This is a genomic window from Streptomyces sp. NPDC021562, assembly GCF_040640875.1.
Lineage (GTDB): Bacteria > Actinomycetota > Actinomycetes > Streptomycetales > Streptomycetaceae > Streptomyces.
Genome location: NZ_JBFACN010000007.1, coordinates 304500 through 327932 on the forward strand (window position 1 = coordinate 304500; position 23433 = coordinate 327932).

At 71.7% G+C, this 23433-nt stretch carries 22 protein-coding genes; 11 read left to right on the top strand and 11 right to left on the bottom strand.

Going from position 1 to position 23433, the window contains the following annotated elements:
* The first annotated feature begins 64 nt into the window (after positions 1-64).
* Entirely contained in the window at positions 65-868 is an 804-nt protein-coding gene (locus tag AB0G52_RS13910) for an SAM-dependent methyltransferase (protein ID WP_361336483.1), read from the top strand.
* Positions 869-900: 32 nt separating this feature from the next.
* Here AB0G52_RS13910 and AB0G52_RS13915 read toward each other — a convergent pair whose 3' ends face one another.
* Together AB0G52_RS13915 and AB0G52_RS13920 are read right to left on the bottom strand one after the other, a co-directional pair.
* The gene (locus AB0G52_RS13915) at positions 901-2388 is read right to left on the bottom strand and encodes a glutamate synthase subunit beta (protein ID WP_132886149.1); all 1488 of its coding nucleotides are present in this window, start codon (positions 2386-2388) and stop codon (positions 901-903) included.
* A gap of 249 nt (positions 2389-2637) precedes the next feature.
* Entirely contained in the window at positions 2638-3339 is a 702-nt protein-coding gene (locus AB0G52_RS13920) for a DUF2293 domain-containing protein (RefSeq protein WP_361336486.1), read from the bottom strand.
* 187 nt (positions 3340-3526) lie between these two features.
* Here AB0G52_RS13920 and AB0G52_RS13925 point away from each other — a divergent pair, with 187 nt between their 5' ends.
* Complete coding sequence (locus AB0G52_RS13925) at positions 3527-4159, top strand: uridine kinase (RefSeq protein WP_361336488.1); 633 nt, start codon at positions 3527-3529, stop codon at positions 4157-4159.
* A 46-nt stretch (positions 4160-4205) separates the two neighbouring features.
* Here AB0G52_RS13925 and AB0G52_RS13930 read toward each other — a convergent pair whose 3' ends face one another.
* Positions 4206-5333: a magnesium and cobalt transport protein CorA gene (locus AB0G52_RS13930; RefSeq protein ID WP_132886146.1), complete on the bottom strand. Its 1128-nt coding sequence runs from the start codon at positions 5331-5333 to the stop codon at positions 4206-4208.
* 186 nt (positions 5334-5519) lie between these two features.
* On the opposite strand from AB0G52_RS13930, the gene AB0G52_RS13935 reads away from it, so the two are divergent.
* The gene (locus AB0G52_RS13935; protein WP_132886145.1) at positions 5520-6314 is read left to right on the top strand and encodes a methyltransferase; all 795 of its coding nucleotides are present in this window, start codon (positions 5520-5522) and stop codon (positions 6312-6314) included.
* Positions 6315-6333: 19 nt separating this feature from the next.
* On the opposite strand, the gene AB0G52_RS13940 is transcribed toward AB0G52_RS13935, so the two are convergent.
* Positions 6334-7224: a PfkB family carbohydrate kinase gene (locus AB0G52_RS13940; protein ID WP_361336545.1), complete on the bottom strand. Its 891-nt coding sequence runs from the start codon at positions 7222-7224 to the stop codon at positions 6334-6336.
* Between the two features lie 134 nt (positions 7225-7358).
* On the bottom strand, positions 7359-8267 hold the full coding sequence (locus AB0G52_RS13945; RefSeq protein ID WP_361336491.1) for a pseudouridine-5'-phosphate glycosidase: 909 nt from the start codon (positions 8265-8267) through the stop codon (positions 7359-7361).
* A 100-nt stretch (positions 8268-8367) separates the two neighbouring features.
* On the opposite strand from AB0G52_RS13945, the gene AB0G52_RS13950 reads away from it, so the two are divergent.
* Positions 8368-8796, top strand: a complete 429-nt coding sequence (locus tag AB0G52_RS13950) for a VOC family protein (RefSeq protein ID WP_132886142.1) — start codon at positions 8368-8370, stop codon at positions 8794-8796.
* Between the two features lie 19 nt (positions 8797-8815).
* Here AB0G52_RS13950 and AB0G52_RS13955 read toward each other — a convergent pair whose 3' ends face one another.
* Both AB0G52_RS13955 and AB0G52_RS13960 read right to left on the bottom strand, forming a co-directional pair.
* Positions 8816-9370: a methylated-DNA--[protein]-cysteine S-methyltransferase gene (locus tag AB0G52_RS13955; RefSeq protein ID WP_361336493.1), complete on the bottom strand. Its 555-nt coding sequence runs from the start codon at positions 9368-9370 to the stop codon at positions 8816-8818.
* 50 nt (positions 9371-9420) lie between these two features.
* Complete coding sequence (locus tag AB0G52_RS13960; protein ID WP_361336495.1) at positions 9421-10290, bottom strand: glycerophosphodiester phosphodiesterase family protein; 870 nt, start codon at positions 10288-10290, stop codon at positions 9421-9423.
* Between the two features lie 276 nt (positions 10291-10566).
* On the opposite strand from AB0G52_RS13960, the gene AB0G52_RS13965 reads away from it, so the two are divergent.
* The 6 genes from AB0G52_RS13965 (at position 10567) to AB0G52_RS13990 (ending at position 18899) form a co-directional block, all read left to right on the top strand.
* The gene (locus AB0G52_RS13965; protein WP_361336497.1) at positions 10567-11439 is read left to right on the top strand and encodes an MHYT domain-containing protein; all 873 of its coding nucleotides are present in this window, start codon (positions 10567-10569) and stop codon (positions 11437-11439) included.
* Positions 11440-11479: 40 nt separating this feature from the next.
* Complete coding sequence (uvrB, locus tag AB0G52_RS13970; protein ID WP_132886138.1) at positions 11480-13627, top strand: excinuclease ABC subunit UvrB; 2148 nt, start codon at positions 11480-11482, stop codon at positions 13625-13627.
* 158 nt (positions 13628-13785) lie between these two features.
* Positions 13786-14364, top strand: coding sequence for a TerD family protein (locus AB0G52_RS13975; protein WP_132886137.1), 579 nt, complete (start codon positions 13786-13788; stop codon positions 14362-14364).
* 48 nt (positions 14365-14412) lie between these two features.
* Positions 14413-16458 (top strand): TerD family protein, encoded by a 2046-nt coding sequence (locus AB0G52_RS13980; RefSeq protein WP_361336500.1) that lies wholly within the window; start codon positions 14413-14415, stop codon positions 16456-16458.
* A 223-nt stretch (positions 16459-16681) separates the two neighbouring features.
* Positions 16682-17683, top strand: coding sequence for a TerC/Alx family metal homeostasis membrane protein (locus AB0G52_RS13985; protein WP_361336502.1), 1002 nt, complete (start codon positions 16682-16684; stop codon positions 17681-17683).
* 115 nt (positions 17684-17798) lie between these two features.
* A complete protein-coding gene (locus AB0G52_RS13990) occupies positions 17799-18899 on the top strand; it encodes an ionic transporter y4hA (protein ID WP_361336504.1) in 1101 nt (366 codons plus the stop codon).
* Here AB0G52_RS13990 and AB0G52_RS13995 read toward each other — a convergent pair.
* The gene (locus AB0G52_RS13995; protein WP_132886987.1) at positions 18889-20178 is read right to left on the bottom strand and encodes an MFS transporter; all 1290 of its coding nucleotides are present in this window, start codon (positions 20176-20178) and stop codon (positions 18889-18891) included. The two genes, AB0G52_RS13990 and AB0G52_RS13995, sit on opposite strands and share 11 nt — an antisense overlap.
* A gap of 173 nt (positions 20179-20351) precedes the next feature.
* On the opposite strand from AB0G52_RS13995, the gene aroQ reads away from it, so the two are divergent.
* Positions 20352-20825 (top strand): type II 3-dehydroquinate dehydratase, encoded by a 474-nt coding sequence (aroQ, locus tag AB0G52_RS14000; RefSeq protein ID WP_132886133.1) that lies wholly within the window; start codon positions 20352-20354, stop codon positions 20823-20825.
* A gap of 8 nt (positions 20826-20833) precedes the next feature.
* On the opposite strand, the gene AB0G52_RS14005 is transcribed toward aroQ, so the two are convergent.
* Genes AB0G52_RS14005 through AB0G52_RS14015 form a run of 3 tightly spaced genes read right to left on the bottom strand, consistent with a single transcriptional unit; the run spans position 20834 to position 23366 of the window.
* Positions 20834-21586: an amino acid ABC transporter ATP-binding protein gene (locus AB0G52_RS14005; protein WP_165939221.1), complete on the bottom strand. Its 753-nt coding sequence runs from the start codon at positions 21584-21586 to the stop codon at positions 20834-20836.
* A complete protein-coding gene (locus AB0G52_RS14010; protein WP_132886132.1) occupies positions 21583-22485 on the bottom strand; it encodes an amino acid ABC transporter permease in 903 nt (300 codons plus the stop codon). The genes AB0G52_RS14005 and AB0G52_RS14010 overlap by 4 nt, the downstream gene beginning before the upstream one ends.
* Positions 22482-23366, bottom strand: a complete 885-nt coding sequence (locus AB0G52_RS14015) for an ABC transporter substrate-binding protein (protein ID WP_361336507.1) — start codon at positions 23364-23366, stop codon at positions 22482-22484. Before AB0G52_RS14015 ends, AB0G52_RS14010 begins: the two co-directional genes overlap by 4 nt.
* Positions 23367-23433: the final 67 nt, after the last annotated feature.

The following is a 23433-nucleotide window of genomic DNA, read 5'->3' on the forward strand; positions in this document are numbered from 1 at the left end:
TTCACTCTCATTCTCTTGGTAATCAATTGATCTGCGACCGCGTTCGACGCTTATGGAGTGCCTCATGACTGGGCAGGACCGCACCGTGATCGACACCGGCAAGCCGCACCCGGCCCGCATGTACGACTGGTATCTCGGCGGCAAGGACAACTACCCCGTCGACGAGGAGATGGGCCGGCAGATGCTGGCCCTCGACCCCCGGGTGCCGGTGATGGCCCGCGTGAACCGCGCCTTCATGCACCGCGCCACGCGCTGGCTGGCCGAGCACGGCGTCCGGCAGTTCCTGGACATCGGCACGGGCATCCCGACCGAGCCGAACCTGCACCAGATCGCCCAGGGCATCGCACCCGAGGCCCGGATCGTGTACTGCGACAACGACCCCATCGTGCTGGCCCACGCCGCGGCCCTGCTGCGCAGCACGCCCGAGGGCGCGACCGAGTACCTCCAGGCCGATGTGCGCGACCCGGCGGCCATCATCGCCGGCGCGCGCGAGGTGCTGGATTTCGACCGCCCCGTCGCGCTGTCGCTGGTCGCACTGCTCCACTTCGTCTCGGACGAGGACGGGGCGCACGAGCTGGTCGGCCGACTGCTGGCCGCACTGCCGTCCGGCAGCTACCTGGTGATGACCCATGCCACCGCCGACTTCACCCCGGAGGAGTCGGCGGCGGCCACCGCGAAACTCAGGGCGGCCGGGGTCACGCTGGCGCTGCGCTCGCGCAAGGAGTTCGGCGGCTTCTTCGACGGGCTGGAACTCGTCGAGCCCGGGGTGTCGGTGGTCCACCACTGGCACCCGGAACTGGGCGAGCCGGTGCCGGGACAGGACGACGGGGTGATCCCTGGGTACGGCGCACTGGGCCGTAAGCCGTGAGCCGTGAGCCGTAGGCGCTCAACGGCCGTCGGCTATACGACCATCGGCCGGTCGTACGGTGATATCGGTGCCGGCAGCTGCGAACTGCCCGTGAGATACCGGTCGACAGCCGCCGCCACCGCCCGTCCCTCCGCGATCGCCCACACGATCAGCGACTGCCCGCGCGCCGCGTCCCCCGCGGCGAACACCCCGGGCACGTTCGTCGCGAACCCGGCGTCCCTGCTGATGGTCCCGCGCGGCTCCGTCGCCACCGCCAGCTGGTCGAGGAGGCCGTCCGCGCGGTCCGGTCCGGAGAAACCGAGCGCGAGCAGCACCATGTCCACGGGCAGCGTCCGCCCGCTTTCCGGCACCGGTCGGCGGGCCGCGTCCACCTCCACCAGGTGCAACGACCGCACATGCCCGCTCCCGTCGCCCGCGAAGTGCAGCGTGGACGCAGCGAACAACCGCGCGTCCGCGTCGGCCGCGGGCGCCGTCTCCAGGTCCCGCGCCTCCTCGTGCGCCGCGGACAGCCGGTAGACCTTCGGATACGTCGGCCACGGCTCGAGGTCCTCGTCCCGCTCCGCACCCGGCTGCGCGTAGATGTCCAGCTGGGTCACCGAAGCGGCCCGCTCCCGCACCGCCGTCCCCAGGCAGTCCGCCCCCGTGTCGCCCCCGCCCACGATCACCACATGCTTCCCGGCCGCCGACATCGGCGACTCGGCCAGATCCCCCTCGCACACCCGGTTGGCCAGCGGCAGATACTCCATCGCCTGGTGTATCCCTTCCAACTCCCTTCCGGGCACGTCGAGTTCCCGCCACGCCGTCGCACCGGTCGCGATCACCACCGCGTCGTACCGGGCCCGCAGCTCCGCCGCCCCCACGTCCCGTCCGACCGTCACCGACGTACGGAACTTCGTCCCCTCCGCCCGCATCTGCTCCAGCCGCCGCTCCAGGTGGTGCTTCTCCATCTTGAACGCGGGGATGCCGTACCGCATCAGCCCACCGAGCCGGTCGTCCTTCTCGTACACGGCGACCGTGTGCCCGGCCCGGGTCAGCTGCTGCGCCGCCGCGAGCCCGGTCGGCCCCGACCCGATCACCGCGACCGTCCGCCCGGACAGCCGCTCGGGCGGCATCGGCGGGGTGAACCCCTCCGCCCAGGCCCGGTCGGCGATCGCGCACTCGACGTTCTTGATCGTGACGGCCGGCTGGTTGATCGCGAGCACGCACCCCGCCTCGCACGGCGCCGGGCACAACCGTCCGGTGAACTCGGGGAAGTTGTTCGTCGCGTGCAGCCGGTCGCTCGCCGCCCGCCAGTCCTCCCGCGACACCAGGTCGTTCCACTCCGGGATCAGATTGCCGAGCGGACACGCGTCGTGGCAGAACGGCACCCCGCAGTCCATGCAGCGGTCCGCCTGCCTGCTGATGATCGGCAGCAGCGCCCCGGGGACGTAGACCTCGTCCCAGTCGCGTACCCGCTCCTCGACCGGCCGCCGCCGCCACTCCTCGCGCTGCGTGGTCATGAACCCCTTGGGATCGGCCATGGTCGTCTTCCTCGCGTACGTTCACCCAGGCCGTGCCTCGTCGGGCGGCACTCTTGCGGCCACGATACGTCCGCCCGGAGCCGCCCGCTCAGTGGCCGACGGCCGGTCTTCCTCCCCCCTCATCCTCAGGACAGGGCCGTGGTTCCAGAACGTCCGCTCCCGGACGTGTACCGGCCAGTAGGCCGCGGCCTCCGGAGCGCCAGGCTCCAGTTCGGTGGGACGGGCGTCCACGGCCACCCCCGTGCGGAATCAACCGGTCAAACGCACCTCCACCCCTGCCTCCCACGTCCGCAGCACCGCCTCCACCGTCCCCGCGATCCGCCGTCGCGCCTCGTAGCGCGGAACCCCGCTCATCAGCAGCTGGTCGTACGGCGTGTCCACATGCCGCACCCCCGCCACCACCGCCGAGACCACCGCCCTCTCCGTCAGCGACCGCCCGGCCGCGCTACGCCCCACCCGCCCGCTGCCCCGCACCGAGGCGTGGGTCGCGATCGCCAGGGCCCGCTCCGCCGGACAGCCCGGGAACAGCCGCAGGATCTCCGCCGCGAAGGCCCGCGTGAACCGCACGTCCTGCGCCGCCCGGAGCTTCGCGTCCCGTGCCCGCCGACGCCGCCGCGCCTCGGCGTCCGCCAGACACCGCGCCTCGGCCCGGGCCAGCGCGGCCTCCTCCACCAGGACGCCCTGCCGTTCGTACCTGGCCTTGCGCCGGTTGAACCGCACCACCACCGCCGACAGCGTGCTCTCCTCCCGCGACCGCCGGGTCAGCGCGGTGTCCCCGCGCGGCAGGAACACCAGATGCCCGAGATCGGCGCACGGAAGACACCGCGGCGCCCCGTCCTCCAGCACCAGCAACGACAACGGTCCCCGCCGGCACGCCGCGCACCTCCGGTGCCGAAGTGGCTGCACGACCAGAAGCCCGCCGTGGTGAGGGGGAGTTGCGAGACGCGTCATACGCGGTTCTTTCCCCGCATCAGGGTCCGACCCCCACGTCCATCGGCGCCGCTCCCGCAGGTCGCGCATCGCCCCGGCGGCGCACCGTGCCCGTCGCCCCGGCCGTCGAAGGCCGATGGCCGAAAGCGCCTTCCGGGAGAGGCCCCGGCATGTCCGGTGGTCCCACCCGGCGAGGCATCATGGCCCCGTGCGACTCGAAGCGATCACCTGGGACCGGCTCGCCGAGCGCCTCGCCGAGCGGCTGGCCGACCTGACGCCCGCCGACGGGGGTGCCTGGCCGCGGGTCGCCTTCGACGGTGCCCCGGCGGCCCGGCCCGGCGACCTCGCGCAACGCGTCGGCGAGGCGCTGCGGGTCCGGGGCCGGCCGTCGCTCGTCGTGGACACCGAGGGCTTCCTGCGCCCCGCCTCACTGCGCCTGGAGCACGGCCGCCGGGACGCGGAGTCGTACTACGGCGGCTGGTTCGACACCAACGCCCTGTGGCGTGAGGTCTTCGGCCCCCTCGACCCCGGCGGCACCGGCCGCGTCCTGCCCGACCTCTGGGACCCCGCCACCGACCGGGCCACCCGCAGCCCCTACGTCTCCCTCCCGCCCGGCGGCCTCCTGCTGCTGCACGGACCGCTCCTGCTGCGGCACTGGTTCCCGTTCGACCTGACCGTCCACCTCCTGCTGACTCCCGGCGCCCTGCGCCGCCGTACCCCCAAGACCGATCACTGGACCCTGCCCGCCTTCGAGCGCTACACGGCCGAGACCGACCCCGCCGGCACGGCCGACGTCCTGGTCCGGGCCGACGACCCCCGTCATCCGGCGTGGAGCGGCTGAGCGTCCCGGCGGGCCCGGCCCCGCGCGGGCGCGCCGGCCTCGGGTGTCAGAGCCAGCCGTTGCGCCTGAATCCCCGGTACAGGGCCACACACGCCGCGGATATGACCCCGAGGACGAGCGGATAGCCGAACCGCCAGTGCAGCTCCGGCATGTGATCGAAGTTCATCCCGTACACGCCGCACACCATCGTCGGCACGGCGATCACCGCGGCCCACGCCGTGATCTTCCGCATGTCCTCGTTCTGCGCGACCGTCACCTGCGCCAGGTGCGCCTGGAGGATGGAGTTGAGCAACTCGTCGAAGGACGCGATCTGCTCCTTCGCCCGCATCAGGTGGTCGAGGACGTCCCGGAAGTAGGTCTGTATCTCCGGCGGGATCACCCGGGCCGGCCGGGTGGTCAGCTCCTCCATCGGCCGGCCGAGCGGCACCACCGCCCGTTTCAGCTCCAGGAGTTCACGCTTCATCTGGTAGATCCGCCCCGGGTCGGCCCGGGCACCGTCCGGCGCGAACACGTCCGCCTCGACCTGGTCGATGTCGGCCTGCACCGAGTCCGTCACGTTCAGGTAGTCGTCCACCACGTGGTCCGCGATCGCGTGCAGCACCGCGGCCGGCCCCTTGGCCAACTGCCCCGGCGTCGCCTCCAACTCCTCCCGCAGCGGCCCCAGCGAGCCGTGCCTGCCGTGCCTGACCGTGATCACGAAGTCCGCTCCGACGAACACCATGATCTCGCCGGTGTTCACCACCTCGCTGGTCGCGGTCAGCTTCTCGTGCTCGACGTAGCAGACCGTCTTGAACACCGCGAACAGCGTCTCGCCGTACCGCTCCACCTTGGGGCGCTGATGGGCCTCGACCGCGTCCTCGACGGCCAGCGGGTGCAGGTCGAAGAGTTCCGCGATGCCCGCGAACTCGCTGTCCGTGGGCTCGTGCAGCCCCAGCCAGACGAACCCCTCACCCTTCTTGCGCACCCGCTCCACGGCCGAGTACAGATCGCTGCACTCCGGGACGCGCACGCCGTCCTCGTACGTCACGCAGTTGACCACCGAGGAGCCCAGCGGGGACCGCGCGTGATGGTTCAGGTCGACGCGGGGCCGCCGCCGGGCCAACCGCGCCACCTTGCGCAGGCCGCCGGCCCTGCCCAGCCCTGTGACCTTCCGCAGATTCCCTGCCATCGTCATCCGGAACTCCTTGCGTGGATCCCCTCGCACAACCCTTCCGCGCCTTGCCGGGCAAGTCTGCCAGCCCGGTGTGAGACGCGGGTAAGCCTGTGGGAACAGCGGGTTCCGGTTGGTTCCCGGCTGTGGACGACCGGCTCCCCGGCGCCGACCCTCCAGGACAAGCCGGGCAACTGGGATCATCGCTTCATGACACAAGCCGACGGATACCTGCTCGACAACCGCCAGAGCGAGGCCCGACAGCGCTTCGACGCCTTCGCCCGGCTCTTCGACCCCACCACCTTCCGGCACCTGGAGGCATCCGGTCTCACGACGGGCTGGCGCTGCTGGGAGGTAGGGGCGGGCGGCACCTCCGTGGTGTCCTGGCTGGCCGCGAAGGTGGGACCGGCCGGCCAGGTCGTCGCCACCGACATCGACACCTCGCTGCTCGCCGCGGCCGCCCACCCGCCGGTCGAGGTCCGCACCCACGACGTCGGCGCCGACGAACCCCCGGGAGAGGGGTTCGACCTGGTGCACGCCCGGCTGGTCCTGGTCCACGTGCCGGACCGCGAACGGGCGTTGCGTTCCATGATCAAGGCTTTGCGCCCCGGCGGACGGCTGCTGATCGAGGACGCCGACCCCGCCCTCCAGCCCCTCACCTCCCCCTACGAGTACGGCCCCGAGCAACGGCTCGCCAACCGCCTGCGCCAGGGCTTCCGCAAGCTCCTCGCGGAACGGGGCGCAGACCTGTCGTACGGCCGCAAGCTTCCGCGGCTGCTCCGCGAGGCCGGACTGCGCGAGGTGGAGGCCGACGCCTACTTCCCGCTCGCCTCACCCGCGTGCACCGCGCTGGAGACGGCCACGGTCCGGCAGATCCGCGGCCGGCTCGTCGCGGCCGGGCTCGCCACGGACGCGGACATCGACCAGCACCTGGCCAACGTGGAGGCGGGTGCCATGGATCTCGCCACCGCCCCGATGATCTCGGCCTGGGGCCGCAAGGAGTAGCCCTCACGGCCGCGCCGTGTCAGCCGTGCGCCGGCGGTCTCGCCCCCACGCGTCCCACCGCCCGCGCGCCCGCCCGGCAGCCCCGCGCCGCGGCCTCCTCGGCATCGGTGCCGGCGACCAGCGCGGCGAGGAACGCCCCGGTGAAGGCGTCCCCGGCTCCCGTGGTGTCCCGGGGCGTCGCCGGTGCGGCCGGGATCCGCGCCACCACACGCCCGGCCCGGGCCAGCAGCGCGCCCTGGGCCCCCGCCTTGACCACCACCAGCGGCACCCCGCGGCTCAGCTCGGCCGCCGCGTCCGCCGGATCCGGCAGCCCCGTCAGCAGACAGGCCTCGTCCCGGCTCGGCAACAGGACGTCCACGCCCTCGACGAGCGCAGGGAAGCGGTCCACGCCCAGCGCCACGAGGAACCCGGCCGACGCCGGATCCAGGCTCACCGGCACGCCACGCGCGCGTGCCGCCGCCAGGGCCACTCCCACCAGGGCCCGGCTCGGCGCCGAGAACAGCAGGTAGCCGGAGAGATGCAGCCGAACGACCCCGTCGAGCAGCGCGTCCGACCAGTCGGCCGGTTCCAGCCGCAGGGACGCCCCGCTGTCCGTGAGGAAGGTGCGCTCCGCCGAGGCACCGCCGTCCACCAGGCAGACCACCGTCCCCGTCGCGGCCTCGGGATCCACCACCAGCCGGGGCCGCACCCCCGAGGCGACCAGTTCCCGCTCGTGCCACCCCGCCGCGTCCGCCCCGACCCGCCCCAGCAGCCGTACGTCCGCACAGCCCGCGTGCGCGGCCCAGCAGGCGACGTTGGCGCCCGCGCCGCCGGGCAGCGTACGGATCACGGCGGCCGTGTCGGTGCCCGCCGCCAGCGGCCCCCGGTGCCGCGCGACGACATCGGTGACCACGTCCCCGACGACGAGCAGCGCGCCGCCCCCGCCCCCGCCCGGCGCCCCGTCCGCGCACGGCGCCGCGCCCCCGTCCGCTGTCTCGGCGACGCCCCGGGTGAGCCGCAGGTTCGCTTCCGCATCCCTGCTCGGCGGCGTCTCCCGCGGCGTCGTCACCCCCTGGCCCATGCCGAGGCGATCGCGGCCGCCAGTCTGACGTTGCCGCGCACGGCCGCCAGGTTGGCCTCCAGCGAGGCCCCGTCGGTGTGCCGGACCAGGTAGCCGAGCAGGAACGGGGTGACCGCCTGCCCGGTGATCCCCTCCGCCTCGCACGCGTGCAGCGCGTCGGCGAGCACGCGCGCGTGCAGCGCCGGATCGAGCTGGTCCGCCTCCGGCACGGGATTGGCGACGATCAGGGCCGTGTCCGCCGCGGCGAGCCTGTCCTGGGCCCGCATGACGTCCGCGACCTGTTCCGGGGTCCGGAGGGTCCAGTCGACCGGGTGCCCGGAGTCGGACAGGTAGAAGCCGGGGAAGCGGTCGGTGCCGTAGCCGGCCACCGCCACACCCAGGGTCTCCAGGCGCTGGAGGGTCGCCGGCACGTCCAGGATCGACTTCACGCCCGCACACACCACCGTGATCCGGGTGCGGGCCAGCAGCCCCAGGTCGGCCGACTCGTCCTGGGTCACCGTCCACTCCCGGTGCACCCCACCGAGCCCTCCGGTGGCGAACACCCGGATGCCGGCCAGCGCCGCCAGCTGTGCCGTCGCCGACACGGTGGTCGCGCCGCTCGCCTCCGCCGCCACGGCGAACGGCAGATCACGGTGGCCCAGCTTGCGGATCCCGTCCCCGCTCGCCACCCGTTCCAACTGGTCCTTGGCCAGACCGACACGGGGCCGCCCGTCGAGCACCGCGATGGTGGCGGGCACCGCACCGGCCCGCCGTACCTCGTCCTCCAGCTCCAGCGCCACCTGGAGGTTGCGCGGGCGCGGCAGCCCGTGCGCGATGATCGTCGACTCCAGAGCCACCACCGCCCGGCCCGAGTCGAGCGCCTCCCGGACCTCTTCCGACACCACCAGCACCACGCGCCCGCCTCCTGTCCGTCGGTCTTCCCTCCATCCCTGGCGGGCGGCACACCGCGCTAAACGCTTGCGGCGCGTGCGGGACGCCACCAGCCTGGAGCGCATGACGAATCACGCGGTACGTCTGGACCATGTCGTCCTGTGGGTCGCCGACCCGGTCGCCGCGGCCGCCTTCTACGAGCGGACGGTGGGCCTGCAGCCGCTGAGGGTCGCCGAGTTCGCCGCGGGCGAGGTGCCCTTCCCCTCCCTGCGGGTCGACGAGGGGAGCATCATCGACCTCGCACCGCTCTCCCTCGCCGAGCGCATGCCCGCGCTCCCCGGCTCCGCCGACAGCGCGGGCCACCCCGTGAACCACATCTGTCTGGCCCTGCCCTCCGACGCCTTCGACGCCCTGCGCACCCGCCTGGCCCAGCACGCCGTCCCCATGACCGGCATCGGACACGACTCCTACGGCGCCCGCGGGAAGGCCCCGCGGAACTTCTACTTCCGCGACCCGGACGGCAACGTCGTCGAAGCACGGCACTACGCCTGACCGCCCCCGCCGGAGCGCCTCAGAACAAGGGTTCCGGCAGCACACCTTCCAGGGCGAGCAGCTTCCGCTTGGTCTCCAGGCCACCGCCGAACCCGCCGATGCCGCCGTCGCTCTCCACCACCCGATGGCACGGCACCACCACCGGCAGCGGATTGGCCCCCATCGCCGCACCCACCGCCTGCGCCCCGCCGGGCTGCCCGACCCGGCCGGCCAGATCGCCGTATCCGACCACCGTGCCGTACGGGACACCCGTGGCCAGCTCGCGGAGCACCTGGCGGTTGAAGCCGGAGATCAGCGACCAGTCCAGCGGCAGGTCGAAATCCCGCCGGTCGCCCGCGAAGTACGCCCCCAGCTGGCGTATCGCCTCGGCCAGCACCGGCGCCCCGGGCTCCTCGACCGGCTCGGTGCCCAGCCGGGCCGTCAGCCGCTCGAGAGTCCGCTCGCGCACCGCGTCCGTGGCATGGAACACCACGTTGACCAGGCCCTCGCGGGTCGCCGCCAGCAGCAGCGGACCGATGCCGGTGTCCACGACGGCCCACACCACCCGCTGCTCGCCCTGCCCTTCGCTGTCCATGCGCCCCACCGTACGGCCCGGCACTGACAACGCCCGCTCTCCGGCCCGGGTCAGCTCGCGCGCAGCGCGGCCCGCACCACGTCGGGCTTGTTGCTGATCACCCCGTCGACGCCGTACCCGACGGCCTTCCACGCCGTGACCGCGTCGTCCACGGTCCAGGTGAAGACGCGCAGCGGCCGGCTGTGCGGTCCGTCGACGGAGTGCACGGCGCGCACGTAACCGGCGGAGGCCGACCCCACCGACGGGTTGATCAGATCGGCGAAGCCCGCGTACCGCGGCAGTGTCGCCGTGGCCGGCGTGCCGAGATAACCGGTGGTCACGGCAGGCCGCAGCCGGTGCACGAGCCGCAGGCTGTCCGCGCTGAAGCTCTGCACCACGAGCCGGCCGAGATGGCCGCGGTCCAGCCACCCCTCGTCGCCCAGCTGGTTGAGGATCTGCCGCTCGACACCCGGGTACAGCTTGGGGTTCTTGATCTCCAGGAGCAGCTTCTCGTGGTGGTGTTCGACCTCGCGCATGTACTGCGCCAGCGTCGGCACGCGCGTTCCCGTGTACGCACGGGAGAACCAGCTGCCCGCGTCGAGCCGGGCGATCTCGGCGGCGGTGAAGTCCTTCACCTTCCAGGGGGCCCGGCCGGGGAAGACCTGCTCGACGTTCGTGGTGCGCCGGAGACTGTCGTCGTGGATGACGACGAGCCGGCCGTCCCTGGTGCGCTGGACGTCGTTCTCGACCCAGGTGAAGCCCAGGGCGGCCGCCTTGTCGACGGCGGCCAGGGTGTTCTCGGGTGCGTAGGCGCTGGCGCCCCGGTGGGCCACCACCGTCAGCCCTCCCGCGTCGCCGGCCCGGGCGGTGGGCACGGGGCTCAGCAGGGCGGCCGTTCCCAGGAGCGCGATGGTCGTGGCGGCAACTGCGCGCGCGTGCATGCGTACACCTCACGTCGGACGAACACGGACAGCACAAGACTGACAGCAGTGAGTCAACGGCGGGCGGTACGGGACGACCACAGATCGCACGGAGTCGGCCACGCGCGCTCACCGGTGCCGCACAAGTGAGGCAAGGCCGTGTTTCTTTGCCGGAAAATCGTTCGGCCTTTCCGGGCCGGGTCATACTCTCTGCGTCAACCCTGACCGCTCGGGCGGTCCTGGGACGGGGGCGCATTGCACATATTCCGGGACGCAAAGGGTGAAGGGCAGCCACGCATGCAGGGCACGGTCGACGGATTCAGCTATGGGGTCGTCACCCCGCTGGTGGCCTACCTGATGGCCTGCCTCGGCGGCGCCCTGGGGCTGCGCTGCACGACCCGGGCGATGCTGGTGGCCCATACCTGGCGGCCCGCCTGGCTCGCGCTCGGCTCCGCGGCGATCGGCTCCGGCATCTGGACCATGCACTTCGTCGCCATGATGGGGTTCAGCGTCAAGGAGACGCCGATCCACTACGACAAGCCGCTCACCTATGCGAGCCTCGGCCTGGCCGTCGTCATGGTGGGCGTCGGGATCTTCATAGTCGGCTACCGGGGCGCCACCGGCGCCGCGCTCTTCACCGGCGGCACGATCACCGGACTGGGCATCGCCTCGATGCACTACCTCGGCATGGCCGGCCTGCGCCTGAACGGCACCCTGCAGTACGACACCGTCACCGTGGCCGCGTCGGTCGTGATAGGGGTGGTGGCCGCCACCTCGGCCCTCTGGGCGGCCGGGCAGATCCGCGGTTTCCTGTGGAGCGTCGGCGCGAGCCTGGTCATGGGACTCGCCGTCAGCGGCATGCACTACACCGGCATGGCCGCCCTCTCCGTCCATCTCCACAGTGCCGGAGTGGCGTCCCCCGGCGACTCCCCGGCCTCCCTGCTCGCGCCCATGCTGATCGGCCCGCTGGCCTTCCTCTGCCTCGCCGCCGTCGTCGTGATCTTCGATCCGCTGCTGGTCTCGGGCCGGCCCGACCGGCGTCGCGTCGAGCACAAGCCGGGCGTCCCGGCGGCCGAGGTCACCCATCAACCGGGCCGCCGCCGGTCCCTCCGCGTCAGCCGCGGGCCCAGCCACCGGGAACACGGCGTGCGCGCTCCGCAGAACCGCTGATCAGAACCGGTTGTCAGTGCGGGGTCGTACGGTGGAACCCATGCGGCCCGTTTCCCACATCGAACGCACGGTGGCGCCCATCGAGGTCGTCAGCCCGTACCAGCCCAGCGGCGACCAGCCGGCGGCCATCGCCGAGCTGGCCAGGCGCGTCGGCTCCGGCGAGAAGGACGTCGTCCTCCTCGGCGCGACCGGCACCGGCAAGTCCGCCACCACCGCGTGGATGATCGAGAAGCTCCAGCGCCCCACCCTGGTGATGGCGCCGAACAAGACGCTGGCCGCGCAGCTGGCCAACGAGTTCCGGGAGCTCCTCCCGAACAACGCGGTCGAGTACTTCGTCTCGTACTACGACTATTACCAGCCCGAGGCGTACGTCCCGCAGTCCGACACCTACATCGAGAAGGACTCCTCGATCAACGAGGAGGTCGAGCGGCTGCGCCACTCGGCCACCAACTCGCTGCTCACCCGCCGTGACGTCGTCGTGGTCGCCTCGGTCTCCTGCATCTACGGCCTCGGCACCCCGCAGGAGTACGTCGACCGGATGGTCCCGCTGCGGGTCGGCGACGAGATCGACCGGGACGAGCTGCTGCGCCGCTTCGTCGACATCCAGTACACGCGCAACGACATGGCGTTCAGCCGCGGCACGTTCCGCGTACGCGGCGACACCATCGAGATCTTCCCGGTGTACGAGGAGCTCGCCGTGCGCATCGAGATGTTCGGCGACGAGATCGAGGCGCTGTCCACCCTCCACCCGGTCACCGGCGAGATCATCAGCGACGACCGGCAGCTGTACGTCTTCCCGGCCTCCCACTACGTCGCGGGTCCCGAGCGCATGGAGCGGGCCGTCAACGACATCGAGAAGGAACTGGGGGAGCGCCTGGCCGAGCTGGAGAAGCAGGGCAAGCTGCTGGAGGCCCAGCGGCTGCGGATGCGCACCACGTACGACATCGAGATGCTCCGCCAGATCGGCACCTGCTCCGGCGTGGAGAACTACTCGATGCACTTCGACGGCCGTGCGCCCGGCTCCCCGCCCAACACCCTGCTCGACTACTTCCCGGACGACTTCCTGCTCGTCATCGACGAGTCGCACGTCACCGTCCCGCAGATCGGCGCGATGTACGAGGGCGACGCCTCCCGCAAGCGGACCCTCGTGGACCACGGTTTCCGGCTGCCCTCCGCGCTGGACAACCGGCCCCTGAAGTGGGAGGAGTTCCAGGAGCGGATCGGGCAGGCCGTGTACCTGTCGGCGACCCCCGGCCCCTACGAGCTCTCCCGCGGGAACGGCGTCGTCGAGCAGATCATCCGCCCCACCGGCCTCGTCGACCCCCAGGTCGTCGTCAAGCCCACCGAGGGCCAGATCGACGACCTGGTGCACGAGATCCGCAAGCGCACCGAGAAGGACGAGCGCGTCCTGGTCACCACGCTCACCAAGAAGATGGCCGAGGACCTCACCGACTACTTCCTGGAGCTCGGCATCCAGGTGCGCTACCTGCACAGCGACGTCGACACCCTGCGCCGCGTCGAGCTGCTGCGCGAGCTGCGGTCCGGCGAGTTCGACGTCCTGGTCGGCATCAACCTCCTCCGTGAGGGACTCGACCTGCCCGAGGTGTCCCTGGTGGCGATCCTCGACGCCGACAAGGAGGGCTTCCTGCGCTCCGGCACCTCGCTGATCCAGACCATCGGCCGTGCGGCGCGCAACGTCTCCGGCGAGGTCCACATGTACGCCGACAAGATCACCCCGGCGATGGAGAAGGCCATCGACGAGACCAACCGGCGCCGGGAGAAGCAGGTCGCGTACAACAAGGCCCACGGCATCGATCCCCAGCCGCTGCGCAAGAAGATCAACGACATCGTGGCGCAGATCGCCCGCGAAGAGGTCGACACCGAACAGCTGCTGGGCTCGGGCTACCGCAAGCTGAAGGACGGCAAGGGAGCCAAGGCGCCCGTCCCGGCCCTGGGCGACAAGGCGGCCAAGGGCGCGAAGGCGGGCAAGGCCGCCAAGGGCAAGGCCGGGGAGACGGTGCCCACCGACCGTCCCGCGGCCGAACTCGCCGAGCAGATCGAGCAGATGACCGAGCGGATGCGTGCCGCCGCGGCCGATCTGCAGTTCGAGATCGCGGCCCGGCTGCGCGACGAGGTGTCCGAGATGAAGAAGGAACTGCGCCAGATGAAGGAGGCGGGGCTGGCCTGATCCCGCAGCCGCCACCGGACCCCGGCAAGGGCGCGAAGTGTTGCAACACCGACACAAACCACGGGCCGGGGTTCGGCACTGTCAGTACCGCTGCATAGGGTTTTGGACAGCCGCGCACGCCGCGGTGACCGGGGACATCCGACGAGGGGAACGCAGCCGTGACCGTCAACATGACCAAGGGTCAGGCCATCAGCCTGGAGAAGAAGGACGGGGGCTCCCTGAGCGCGGTCCGCATGGGCCTTGGCTGGAAGGCGGCGCCCCGCCGCGGGCTGTTCGGCTCGCGTACCCGGGAGATCGACCTGGACGCCTCGGCGGTGCTGTTCGCCGACAAGCAGCCCGTCGACGTGGTGTTCTTCCGCCATCTGGTGAGCGACGACGGCTCCGTCCGCCACACGGGTGACAACCTCGTCGGCGGTGCCGGCCAGGGCGGCGACGACGAGGCGATCCTCGTCGACCTCGCTCGCGTCCCGGTCCACGTCGACCAGATCGTCTTCACCGTCAACTCGTTCACCGGCCAGACCTTCCAAGAGGTGCAGAACGCCTTCTGCCGGCTCGTCGACGAGACCAACGGCCAGGAACTCGCCCGTTACACGCTCGACGGCGGCGGCGAGTACACCGCCCAGATCATGGCCAAGGTGCACCGGTCCGGCTCCGGCTGGACCATGACCGCCCTCGGCGTCCCGGCCCGGGGCCGCACCTTCCAGGACCTGGTGCCCACGATTCTGCCGGTCCTCTAGGAGCGGCCCGGGGCGCACGGCGACACGACACACAGGGGGGCACGGGCAATGGCGGCCGAGCTGGTGCGCGGGCAGAACCATCCGCTCTCGCAGAACCGGATCGAGATCCGGATCTCGGCCGGCGTGCCCGTGGTCGCCGGGGCCACCCTCGCCGACGAGAGCGGCCGGGTGCGGGGCGCCGACCGGGTGGCCCATCCGGGCGCGCCCCGCCTGCCAGGGCTGGAGGTCTCCCGGCAGGCGGCCGCCGGGCACCGGATCGCCGTCGACCTCGACGCCCTCCCCGAGGCCGTGCACCGGCTCGGCGTCCTGATCGCCCTGCCCGCGACACCCGGCGCTCCGCCCCGCTTCGGTGCCGTCACCGCCCCCCGCGCCTCGGTCACCGGCCTCGACGGCACAGAGATCGCCGCGTACACCCTTGTCGGCCTGGACGCCGAGTCGGCCGTCGTGGTCCTCGAGGTCTACCGGCGGCAGGGCGCGTGGAAGGTCCGGGCGGTGGGCCAGGGCTACGCGGGCGGTCTCTCCGCGCTCCTCACCGACCAAGGGGTGCCCCGGGCCGCCGAACTCGCCCGCGGGATCGAGGAAGCGGCGGCCCACGGCATGACCCGCTCGATCCCGGTGCGTACGGCGGACACCGACCGCTCCCGCCACACGGCCGCCTCCGTCGCCGGGCCCGACCTCGACCTGCCGGGTGCCGCTGCCGTCGCCGGGCCCGACCTGCCCGACGGCGCGGTCGGGTCCCCGTACGACTCCCAGGCGTCCGGTGCCGGCAGCGGTCGGCCGGTCCCCTCCGGCGGGGCGGGCGGGACGCAGCCGCCGTCCGGTGGCCGGTCCTCGGCCGCCGCCGACGACGACCCCGGCACCACGGAGGCCGCCACTTCGAGCGCCGGTGACGCCATCGACTACACGCACCCGGGGCGCCACCGGGCTCAGGGGCCCGCCGCACCGCAAGCTCCGGTCCCGGCGGACGGCCCCGCGCCGCCCGTCGCCGGTGACGCGGTGGGCTGGTCCACGGAGGAGCGGCTCTACCACCAGGTCTGGGGCATGTTCGAGGACCTGGCCCGAGCGACCGCCGCCTACCGCAGCGCCGTCGACTTCGCCGAGTCGCGCCTGGAGAGGGAACTGGACCAGGCCCTTTCCGATCCGCGCAGCCGTCTGGGCTCCTTGGCCGACGCCGCTCGCGAGGCGGCCCGGGTCCGTCAGGAGGAGCTGGTCGGCCGGGCGCGGGCGGTCCTCGACCGGGACGTCGCCCAGCTCACCGCCGAGTCCCAGGTCGTCGAGCCCGCACTGCCTCCTGCGTACGCCCGCTGGGACAATCCCGTCTGGCACGGCTACCGGGTGCCGCTCCAGCCGCCGATGGCCGTCCGGCTGGGCGACCTCCACCTCCCGGAGAGTCCCGCGCTGCGCATCCCGTTGCTGGTCAGGCTGCCGCTGGAGCGGGGGCTGTGGATCGACAGCGGCTCCCACGACGGGTCCGGGGCCGACACCGGTGAGCTGCGGCACCTGTCCGTACAGACGGCGGTGGCGCTCGCGGCCCGGCTGCTCGCCGTTCATCCGGCGGGTGAGTTCGCGGTGCAAGTGATCGATCCGGCCGGTTCCGGCGCGTCCGCGCTCGCGCCGCTGACCGGGACCGGCGCGCTGACGGCACCGCCCGCGAGAGGCGCCGCCGGTGTGGCGGACACGCTGGGGCGGCTCACCGAGCGTGTCGACCTGGTGCAGATGGCGGTGCGGGGCGGGGCGCCCGACGCCCTGCCGCCCGGTCTGGACACGTCGCGCCAGCTGCTGATCGTCCACGACTTCCCGCACGGCTTCGACGACCGTGCCGTCAACCAGCTGCGCTACCTCGCGGACGAGGGCCCGGACGCCGGGGTCCACCTCCTGCTGGTCGCCGACCGGGAGGACGCCACCGCCTACGGCCCGTTGCTCGACCCGCTCTGGCGTTCACTGATGCGACTCACCCCGGCGCCGGACGATCACCTGGCCGACCCCTGGGTGGGACATGTTTGGACCTACGAACCCTGCCTCGCACCGGCCGGCAGCCAGGTGCTCCAGCAGGTGCTCACCCAGGTCGCGATCGCCCGCACCAAGCGCATGTAAAGCCGCCCGACCTTGGTTTTTGGTCTTTCTTTTGCCGAGTGCTTTACCTTTCCTTGGTAATTGGGGTACTGTTTTCCCCACGGAGGGGAGTACTCCCTGTCTGCTGCGGCGTACCCGTCAATACGGATCCGACCGGATCCCGGGGCGTCGGCCCGTCTCGGGTGGAAGAGACCTCCGGCAGCGATGACGCTGGCACTTTGCCCGTTCACGAACCGGAGGCGCAATGGATGTGTCCGTGACCCTGTGGGTCCTCACCGTCCTGGGGCTGGCCGCCCTGATCGCGGTCGACTTCTTCATCGGCCGTAAACCGCACGACGTGTCCCTCAGGGAAGCCGGGATCTGGACCGTCGTCTGGATCGCCCTGGCCGCACTCTTCGGCCTAGGTCTGCTGCTGTTCTCCGGCGGCCGGCCCGCAGGGGAGTTCTTCGCCGGCTTCATCACCGAGAAGTCGCTGAGCGTCGACAACCTCTTCGTCTTCGTCCTGATCATGGCGAAGTTCGCCGTGCCCTCGCGGTACCAGCAGCGGGTGCTGCTCGTCGGCGTCCTCATAGCCCTGGTGCTGCGCGCGATCTTCATCGCCGCGGGCGCCGCGATCCTCGCCAGCTTCTCGTGGGTCTTCTACCTCTTCGGCGCCTTCCTGATCTGGACCGCCTGGAAGCTGATCCAGGAGGCCCGCGCCGACGAGGAGGAAGCGGAGTTCGAGGAGAACAAGCTGCTCAAGGCCGTAGAGCGCAGGTTCGGTGTGGCCGACCGCTACCACGGCACCAAGCTGTGGATCCAGCAGAACGGCAAGCGGGTCATGACCCCCATGCTGGTCGTGATGCTCGCGATCGGCACGACCGACGTCCTGTTCGCGCTGGACTCCATCCCCGCGATCTTCGGCCTGACGCAGGACCCGTACATCGTCTTCACGGCCAACGCCTTCGCGCTGATGGGTCTGCGACAGCTGTACTTCCTCATCGGCGGCCTGCTGAAGAAGCTCGTCCACCTCTCGTACGGCCTGTCGATCATCCTCGGCTTCATCGGCGTGAAGCTGGTACTCCACGCCCTGCACGAATCCGGCGTCCACGTCCCGGAGATCAGCATCCCGGTCTCCCTCGGCGTCATCTGCGCGGTCCTGATCGTCACCACGATCACCAGCCTCAGGGCCTCCGGGAAGCAGGCGGCCGCCGAGCCGGCGCGGACCGGGGGCGAGGGCGCTCCGAAGGACAGCGTCGACGCCTGACACGCCCGACCGACCGCACCGTACGACCCGGGGGCCGAGCCGCGCCGACGGCGGGCCCCCGGCCCTCGAAAGGACAGGAAATGCGAACGATGTACGCCTCTGCCACCATCGCTGCATGATCATTCGGCTCAGGTCGCTCACCCCTCAGTGGACGTTCCTCGTGCCGGTGCTCGCGGTCGCCCTCCTCGCCCTCACCTGGGGACGTGCTCTGCCCGGCTGGGTCGTGGCGCTGGTGACGCTGGTCCTCGCAGGATCGGTCCTGGCGGCGGTCCACCACGCCGAGGTCGTGGCCCACCGGGTCGGCGAACCCTTCGGCTCCCTCGTCCTCGCCGTCGCCGTCACGATCATCGAAGTGGCCCTGATCGTCACCCTGATGGCCGACGGCGGCGACAAGAGTGCGACCCTGGCCCGGGACACCGTCTTCGCCGCCGTCATGATCACCTGCAACGGCATCGTCGGCCTCTGCCTCCTCGTCGCCTCGCTGCGGCACGGTACGGCGGTCTTCAATCCGGAGGGCACCGGAGCCGCCCTCGCGACCGTGGCCACCCTCGCCACGCTCAGCCTGGTACTGCCGACGTTCACCACCACCAAGCCGGGTCCGGAGTTCTCGGGCGTACAGCTCACCTTCGCGGCCCTGACCTCACTGATCCTCTACGGCCTGTTCGTGGCGACGCAGACCGTACGGCACCGCGACTACTTCCTGCCGATCACCCGGCAGGGCGAGGTGATGGCGGCCGACGACCACGCCGCGGCCCCCTCCGCGCGCACCGCCTGGATCAGCCTCGGACTGCTCGGCCTCGCCCTGATCGGTGTCGTCGGACTCGCCAAGGGGGTGTCCCCGACGATCGAGGCCGGTGTACAGGCCGCCGGTCTGCACCAGGCCGTCGTCGGCGTGATCATCGCCCTGCTGGTGCTGCTCCCCGAGACCATCGCGGCCCTGCGCTCAGCCCGTCGCGACCGCGTGCAGACCAGCCTCAACCTGGCGCTCGGCTCCGCCATGGCCAGCATCGGCCTGACCATACCCGCGGTGGCCCTCGCCTCCATCTGGCTCTCCGGCCCCCTCGTCCTCGGCCTCGGCGCCACCCACATGCTGCTGCTCGCGCTGACCGTGGTGGTCAGCTCCCTGACGGTGGTACCGGGCCGGGCCACACCACTGCAGGGCGGTGTCCATCTGGTGCTGTTCGCCGTCTACCTGGAACTGGCGATCAACCCATAGACCGCGCCCGGCCGGTGACCGGCTCGACCGCCGCCACCGGCGCCGGGCCCGTCTCGGGCAACAGGGCGAAGCAGCCCAGACTCACCAGCCCGACCCCCGCCAGATACGCGCCCACACCCCACGGCACCCGCCCGTCGTGCTGTGTCAGCGCCGTCGCCACGATCGGCGTGAGCGCGCCCCCGACGACCCCGCCCAGGTTGTAGCCCACCGCGGCGCCGGTGCAGCGCACCCGCGGCTCGTACAGCTCCGGCAGATAGGCGGCGACCACCGAGAACATCGTGACGAAGGCGACCAGAGCCCCCGTGAACCCGATGAACATCCACAGCGGCTGCCCGGTGGCCAGCAACGCGACCATCGGGAACGACCACAGCGCCGAGACCGTACACCCCACCAGGCACAGCGGACGCCGCCCGTAACGGTCGCCGAGCAGGGCCATCACCGGCGTCAGCGAGCCCTTCACCACCACGGCGGCCATGATGCAGACCAGCATGACGGTACGGCTCACCCCGAGCCGCTCCGTGCCGTACGCCAGCGACCAGGTCGTCACCGCGTAGAACACCGCGTACCCGACCGCGAGCGCGCCCGCCGTCAGCAGCACCAGCCGCCAGTGGTGCCGTACGACCTCGGCGAGCGGCACGCGCGCGTGGTCGTCGAGCTCCAGGAAGCGCGGGCTCTCCGGGAGCGACGAGCGCACCCACAGACCGCCCAGCGCCAGCGCTCCCGCCGCCCAGAACGGCACCCGCCACCCCCACTGCGCGAACTGCGGGTCCGAGAGGGTGGCCGACAGGGCCAGCATCACGCCGTTGGCGAGCAGAAAGCCGACGGCCGGGCCGATCTGCGGAAAGCTCGACCACAGGGCGCGCCGTCCGACAGGCGCGTGCTCCGCGGTCAGCAGCACCGCCCCGCCCCACTCCCCACCGAGCCCCAGCCCCTGCAGGAACCGCAGCGCCAGCAACAGGACGGGAGCGCCGACACCGATCGTGCCGTACGAAGGCACGCACCCGACCGCGACCGTCGAGACGCCGGTCAGCAGCAGGGACAGGACCAGCACGGGCCGCCGGCCCCGCCGGTCCCCGATGTGCCCGAACAGCGCCGAGCCCAGCGGCCGGGCGACGAAGCCCACCCCGAACGTCCCGAACGCCGCCAGCGTCCCCGCGACCGTCGAGAACGTCGGGAAGAACAGCGGCCCCAGGACGAGGGCCGCGGCCGTCCCGTAGACGAAGAAGTCGTAGAACTCGATCGCGGTCCCGGCGAGCGAGGCCGCGGCCAGCCGCAGCATCGAGGGAGGAGTTACGGTGCGTACATCGTGCATGCCGGGTCAACTACCCACGGTGATCGCGGGTTACGGGGGCGCACGGCGTCCTTCGCGGGCGCTCCGGCGCACCGTGATAAACCGGTCTGAGCCGCGGTCCCACCAGGGCCGTTCGCCCGCCACACGGACCCGGAGGAACAGTGCCCCGCACCCTGACCGACGCCCCGATCATGATCCTCAACGGGCCCAACCTGAACCTGCTCGGCAGACGTCAGCCGGAGATCTACGGTTCCGACACGCTCGCCGACGTCGAGGCCCTGTGCGTCAGGGCGGCGGCCGCGCACGGTGGCACCGTCGACTTCAGGCAGTCCAACCACGAGGGCGAACTGGTCGACTGGATCCATGAGGCGCGCCTCGGCCACTGTGGGATCGTCATCAACCCGGGCGCCTACTCGCACACCTCGGTCGCGATCCTGGACGCCCTCCACACCTGCGACGGGCTGCCCGTCCTGGAGGTCCACGTCTCCAACATCCACAAGCGCGAGTCGTTCCGCCACCACTCCTACGTCTCGCTGCGCGCGGACGGTGTGATCGCCGGATGCGGTGTCCAGGGCTACGTGTTCGGCGTGGAGCGGGTGGCGGCCCTGGTCGGCGCCGCCACCGCCGAGGCCTGACCGCCGCCTCAGAGGCGCCCGGCCTCCACGATCCGCCGCAGAAAGCGCCGGGTGCGCTCCTGCTGCGGGTCGCCGAACACCTGCTCGGCCGTGCCACGTTCGAGGACGACACCGCCGTCGAGGAAGCAGACCTGGTCGGCGACGTCCCGTGCGAAGCCCATCTCGTGCGTCGCCAGCACCATGGTCATGCCCTCGTCCTTCAGATCACGGACCACGGTGAGCACCTCGCCGACCAGCTCCGGGTCGAGGGCGGCGGTGATCTCGTCGAGCAGGAGCAGCCGGGGCCGTACCGCCAGGGCGCGCACGATGGCCACCCGCTGCTGCTGACCGCCGCTCAGCCGGTCGGGGTAGGCAGCCGCCTTCCCGCCCAGCCCGAGGCGCTCCAGCAGCTCCCCGGCCCGTTCCTCGGCCTCGGCGCGGGGGACACCGTGCACCCTGCGGGGGGCCAGGGTGATGTTGTCCAGCACGGTCATGTGCGGGAAGAGGTTGTACGCCTGGAAGACCACGCCGATACGCCGCCGGACCGCGTCCTGGTCGGTACGCGGATCGGTGATCTCCTGGTCGTCCAGCCAGATCGCGCCGTCGTCGATCTCCTCGAGGAGGTTGGCGCAGCGCAGCAGCGTCGACTTGCCGGAGCCGGAGGCACCGATCAGCGCGGTCACGGTGTGCGGGGCGACCTCAAGGTCCACGTCCCGCAGGACGACCGAGTCCCCGAACGTCTTGCGGACGGACTCCATGCGCAGGACGGGCGCCTCACTCATATGGATCCTCCCTGGGCCCGCTGCCGGTCCGTCCTGGCCGTCACCCAGTCCGTGAAGCGCGTCATGGGGATGGTCAGCGCCACGAACACCAGCCCTGCGACGATGTACGGCGTGTAGTTGAGACTGCGCTGGGCGATGATGTCGGACGCCCGTACGGCGTCGATCGCGCCGCCGATCGACACGAGCCCGGTGTCCTTCTGCAACGACACCAGGTCGTTGAGCAGGGGCGGCACCTGGCGGCGCACCGCCTGGGGCAGCACCACGTGGCGCAGTGCCTGCCGGTTGGTCAGCCCCAGCGAGCGGGCCGCCGCGCGCTGCGAGGGGTGCACGGACTCGATGCCCGCGCGGAAGACCTCGGCGACGTACGCGGAGTACGTCAGCGTCAGCGCCGTACCGCCCAGCAGCACGGGATCGACGGTCACGCCCTGGAGCCGCAGCGCGGGCACCCCGAACACCACGATCATCAGATTGATGATCAGCGGCAGACCGCGGAAGAAGTCCGTGTACGCCGCCGCCAGCGCACGCAACGGGAAGAACACGGGTCCCGGCAGCGTGCGCGCGATGGCGATCAGCATGCCCAGGACGAGCACCAGCACGCCGCAGATCAGCAGCAGCCGGATGTTGAGCCACAGGCCGTCGAGCACCTTGGGGAACGCCTCGCGCGCGTACTGCCCGTCGAAGAACGTCTCCTTCGTGCGCTCCCAGCCCGGCGCGCTGACCACGACCAAGTACAGGACGACGGCCGTGACCAGGGTGGACAGCGCGGCGATCGCGGTCGCGCGACGCGCCCTGACGCGCTTGTGGCGCTCGCGGTCCAGGCGCCGCTGCGAGGGGACGTAGGCGTCGCGCATTCCGTCCTCGCCGGAGTCCTCCCCGGACTCGGCCTTCGTGACCGTCACTTGAGCACCGGAGCGTCGACGGCGTCGGACAGCCACTGCTTCTCCAGCTTCGCCAGCGTGCCGTCCCCGCGCAGGGCGTCCACGGCCGAGGTCACGCAGGAGGTGAGGGCACTGCCCTTGTCCAGCACCAGGCCGAACTGTTCGGGCGTACCGCCCTGGTTCTCGAACTGACCGACGATCTTGGCGTTCGTCACCTGGGCCGCGGTCACGTAGAAGGCGGTCGGCAGGTCGGTCACGATCGCGTCCACCTGGCCGTTCTTGAGCGCCGAGATGGCCTGGTCGTTCTTGGAGTAGGCGGCCGCCTGCCGGGACGGCTTCACCACGTCACTGATGTAGTCGAGGCTCGTCGTACCCACCTGGGCGCCCAGCTTGAGGCCCTTGAGGTCGGCGATGCTCGTGGCCTTCGCGGCCTTGGTGCCCTTGAGCGCGATGACCGCCTGGCGCACGTCGTAGTAGCCGGAGGAGAAGTCCACGGCCTTCTTGCGCTCGGCGCTGATGGAGACCTGGTTGATGTCGAAGTCGAACGTCTTCACGCCGGGGGCGAACGCCTTGTTGAACGGCACGCTCTGCCAGACGACCGCGCTCCTGTCGTACCCCAGCTGCTTCGCCACGGCGTACGCGACCGCCGACTCGTAGCCCTTGCCGTTGGCCGGCTTGTCGTCCTTGAACCACGGCTCGTACGCGGGTTCGTCCGTCGCGATCGTCAGTTTGCCGGCGGTCCGGGTGGCCAACTTGCCCTTGGCGCAGGTGGTTCCGGCCGACGAGGAGGACGCGCCGGACGCCTTGTCGTCCGGCTGCGGCGCACAGCCGACAGCGGTGGCGAGCAGGGCTATGGTGGCGGCGGCGGCAGCGCGACGCAGCGCGCTCGGGGCAGGGTGCATGGCGGGAGAGTGACAGCGAACACCGCGTTTGTCCAGGTCAAGCGGGTAATTGTCCGCATAGTGGGAA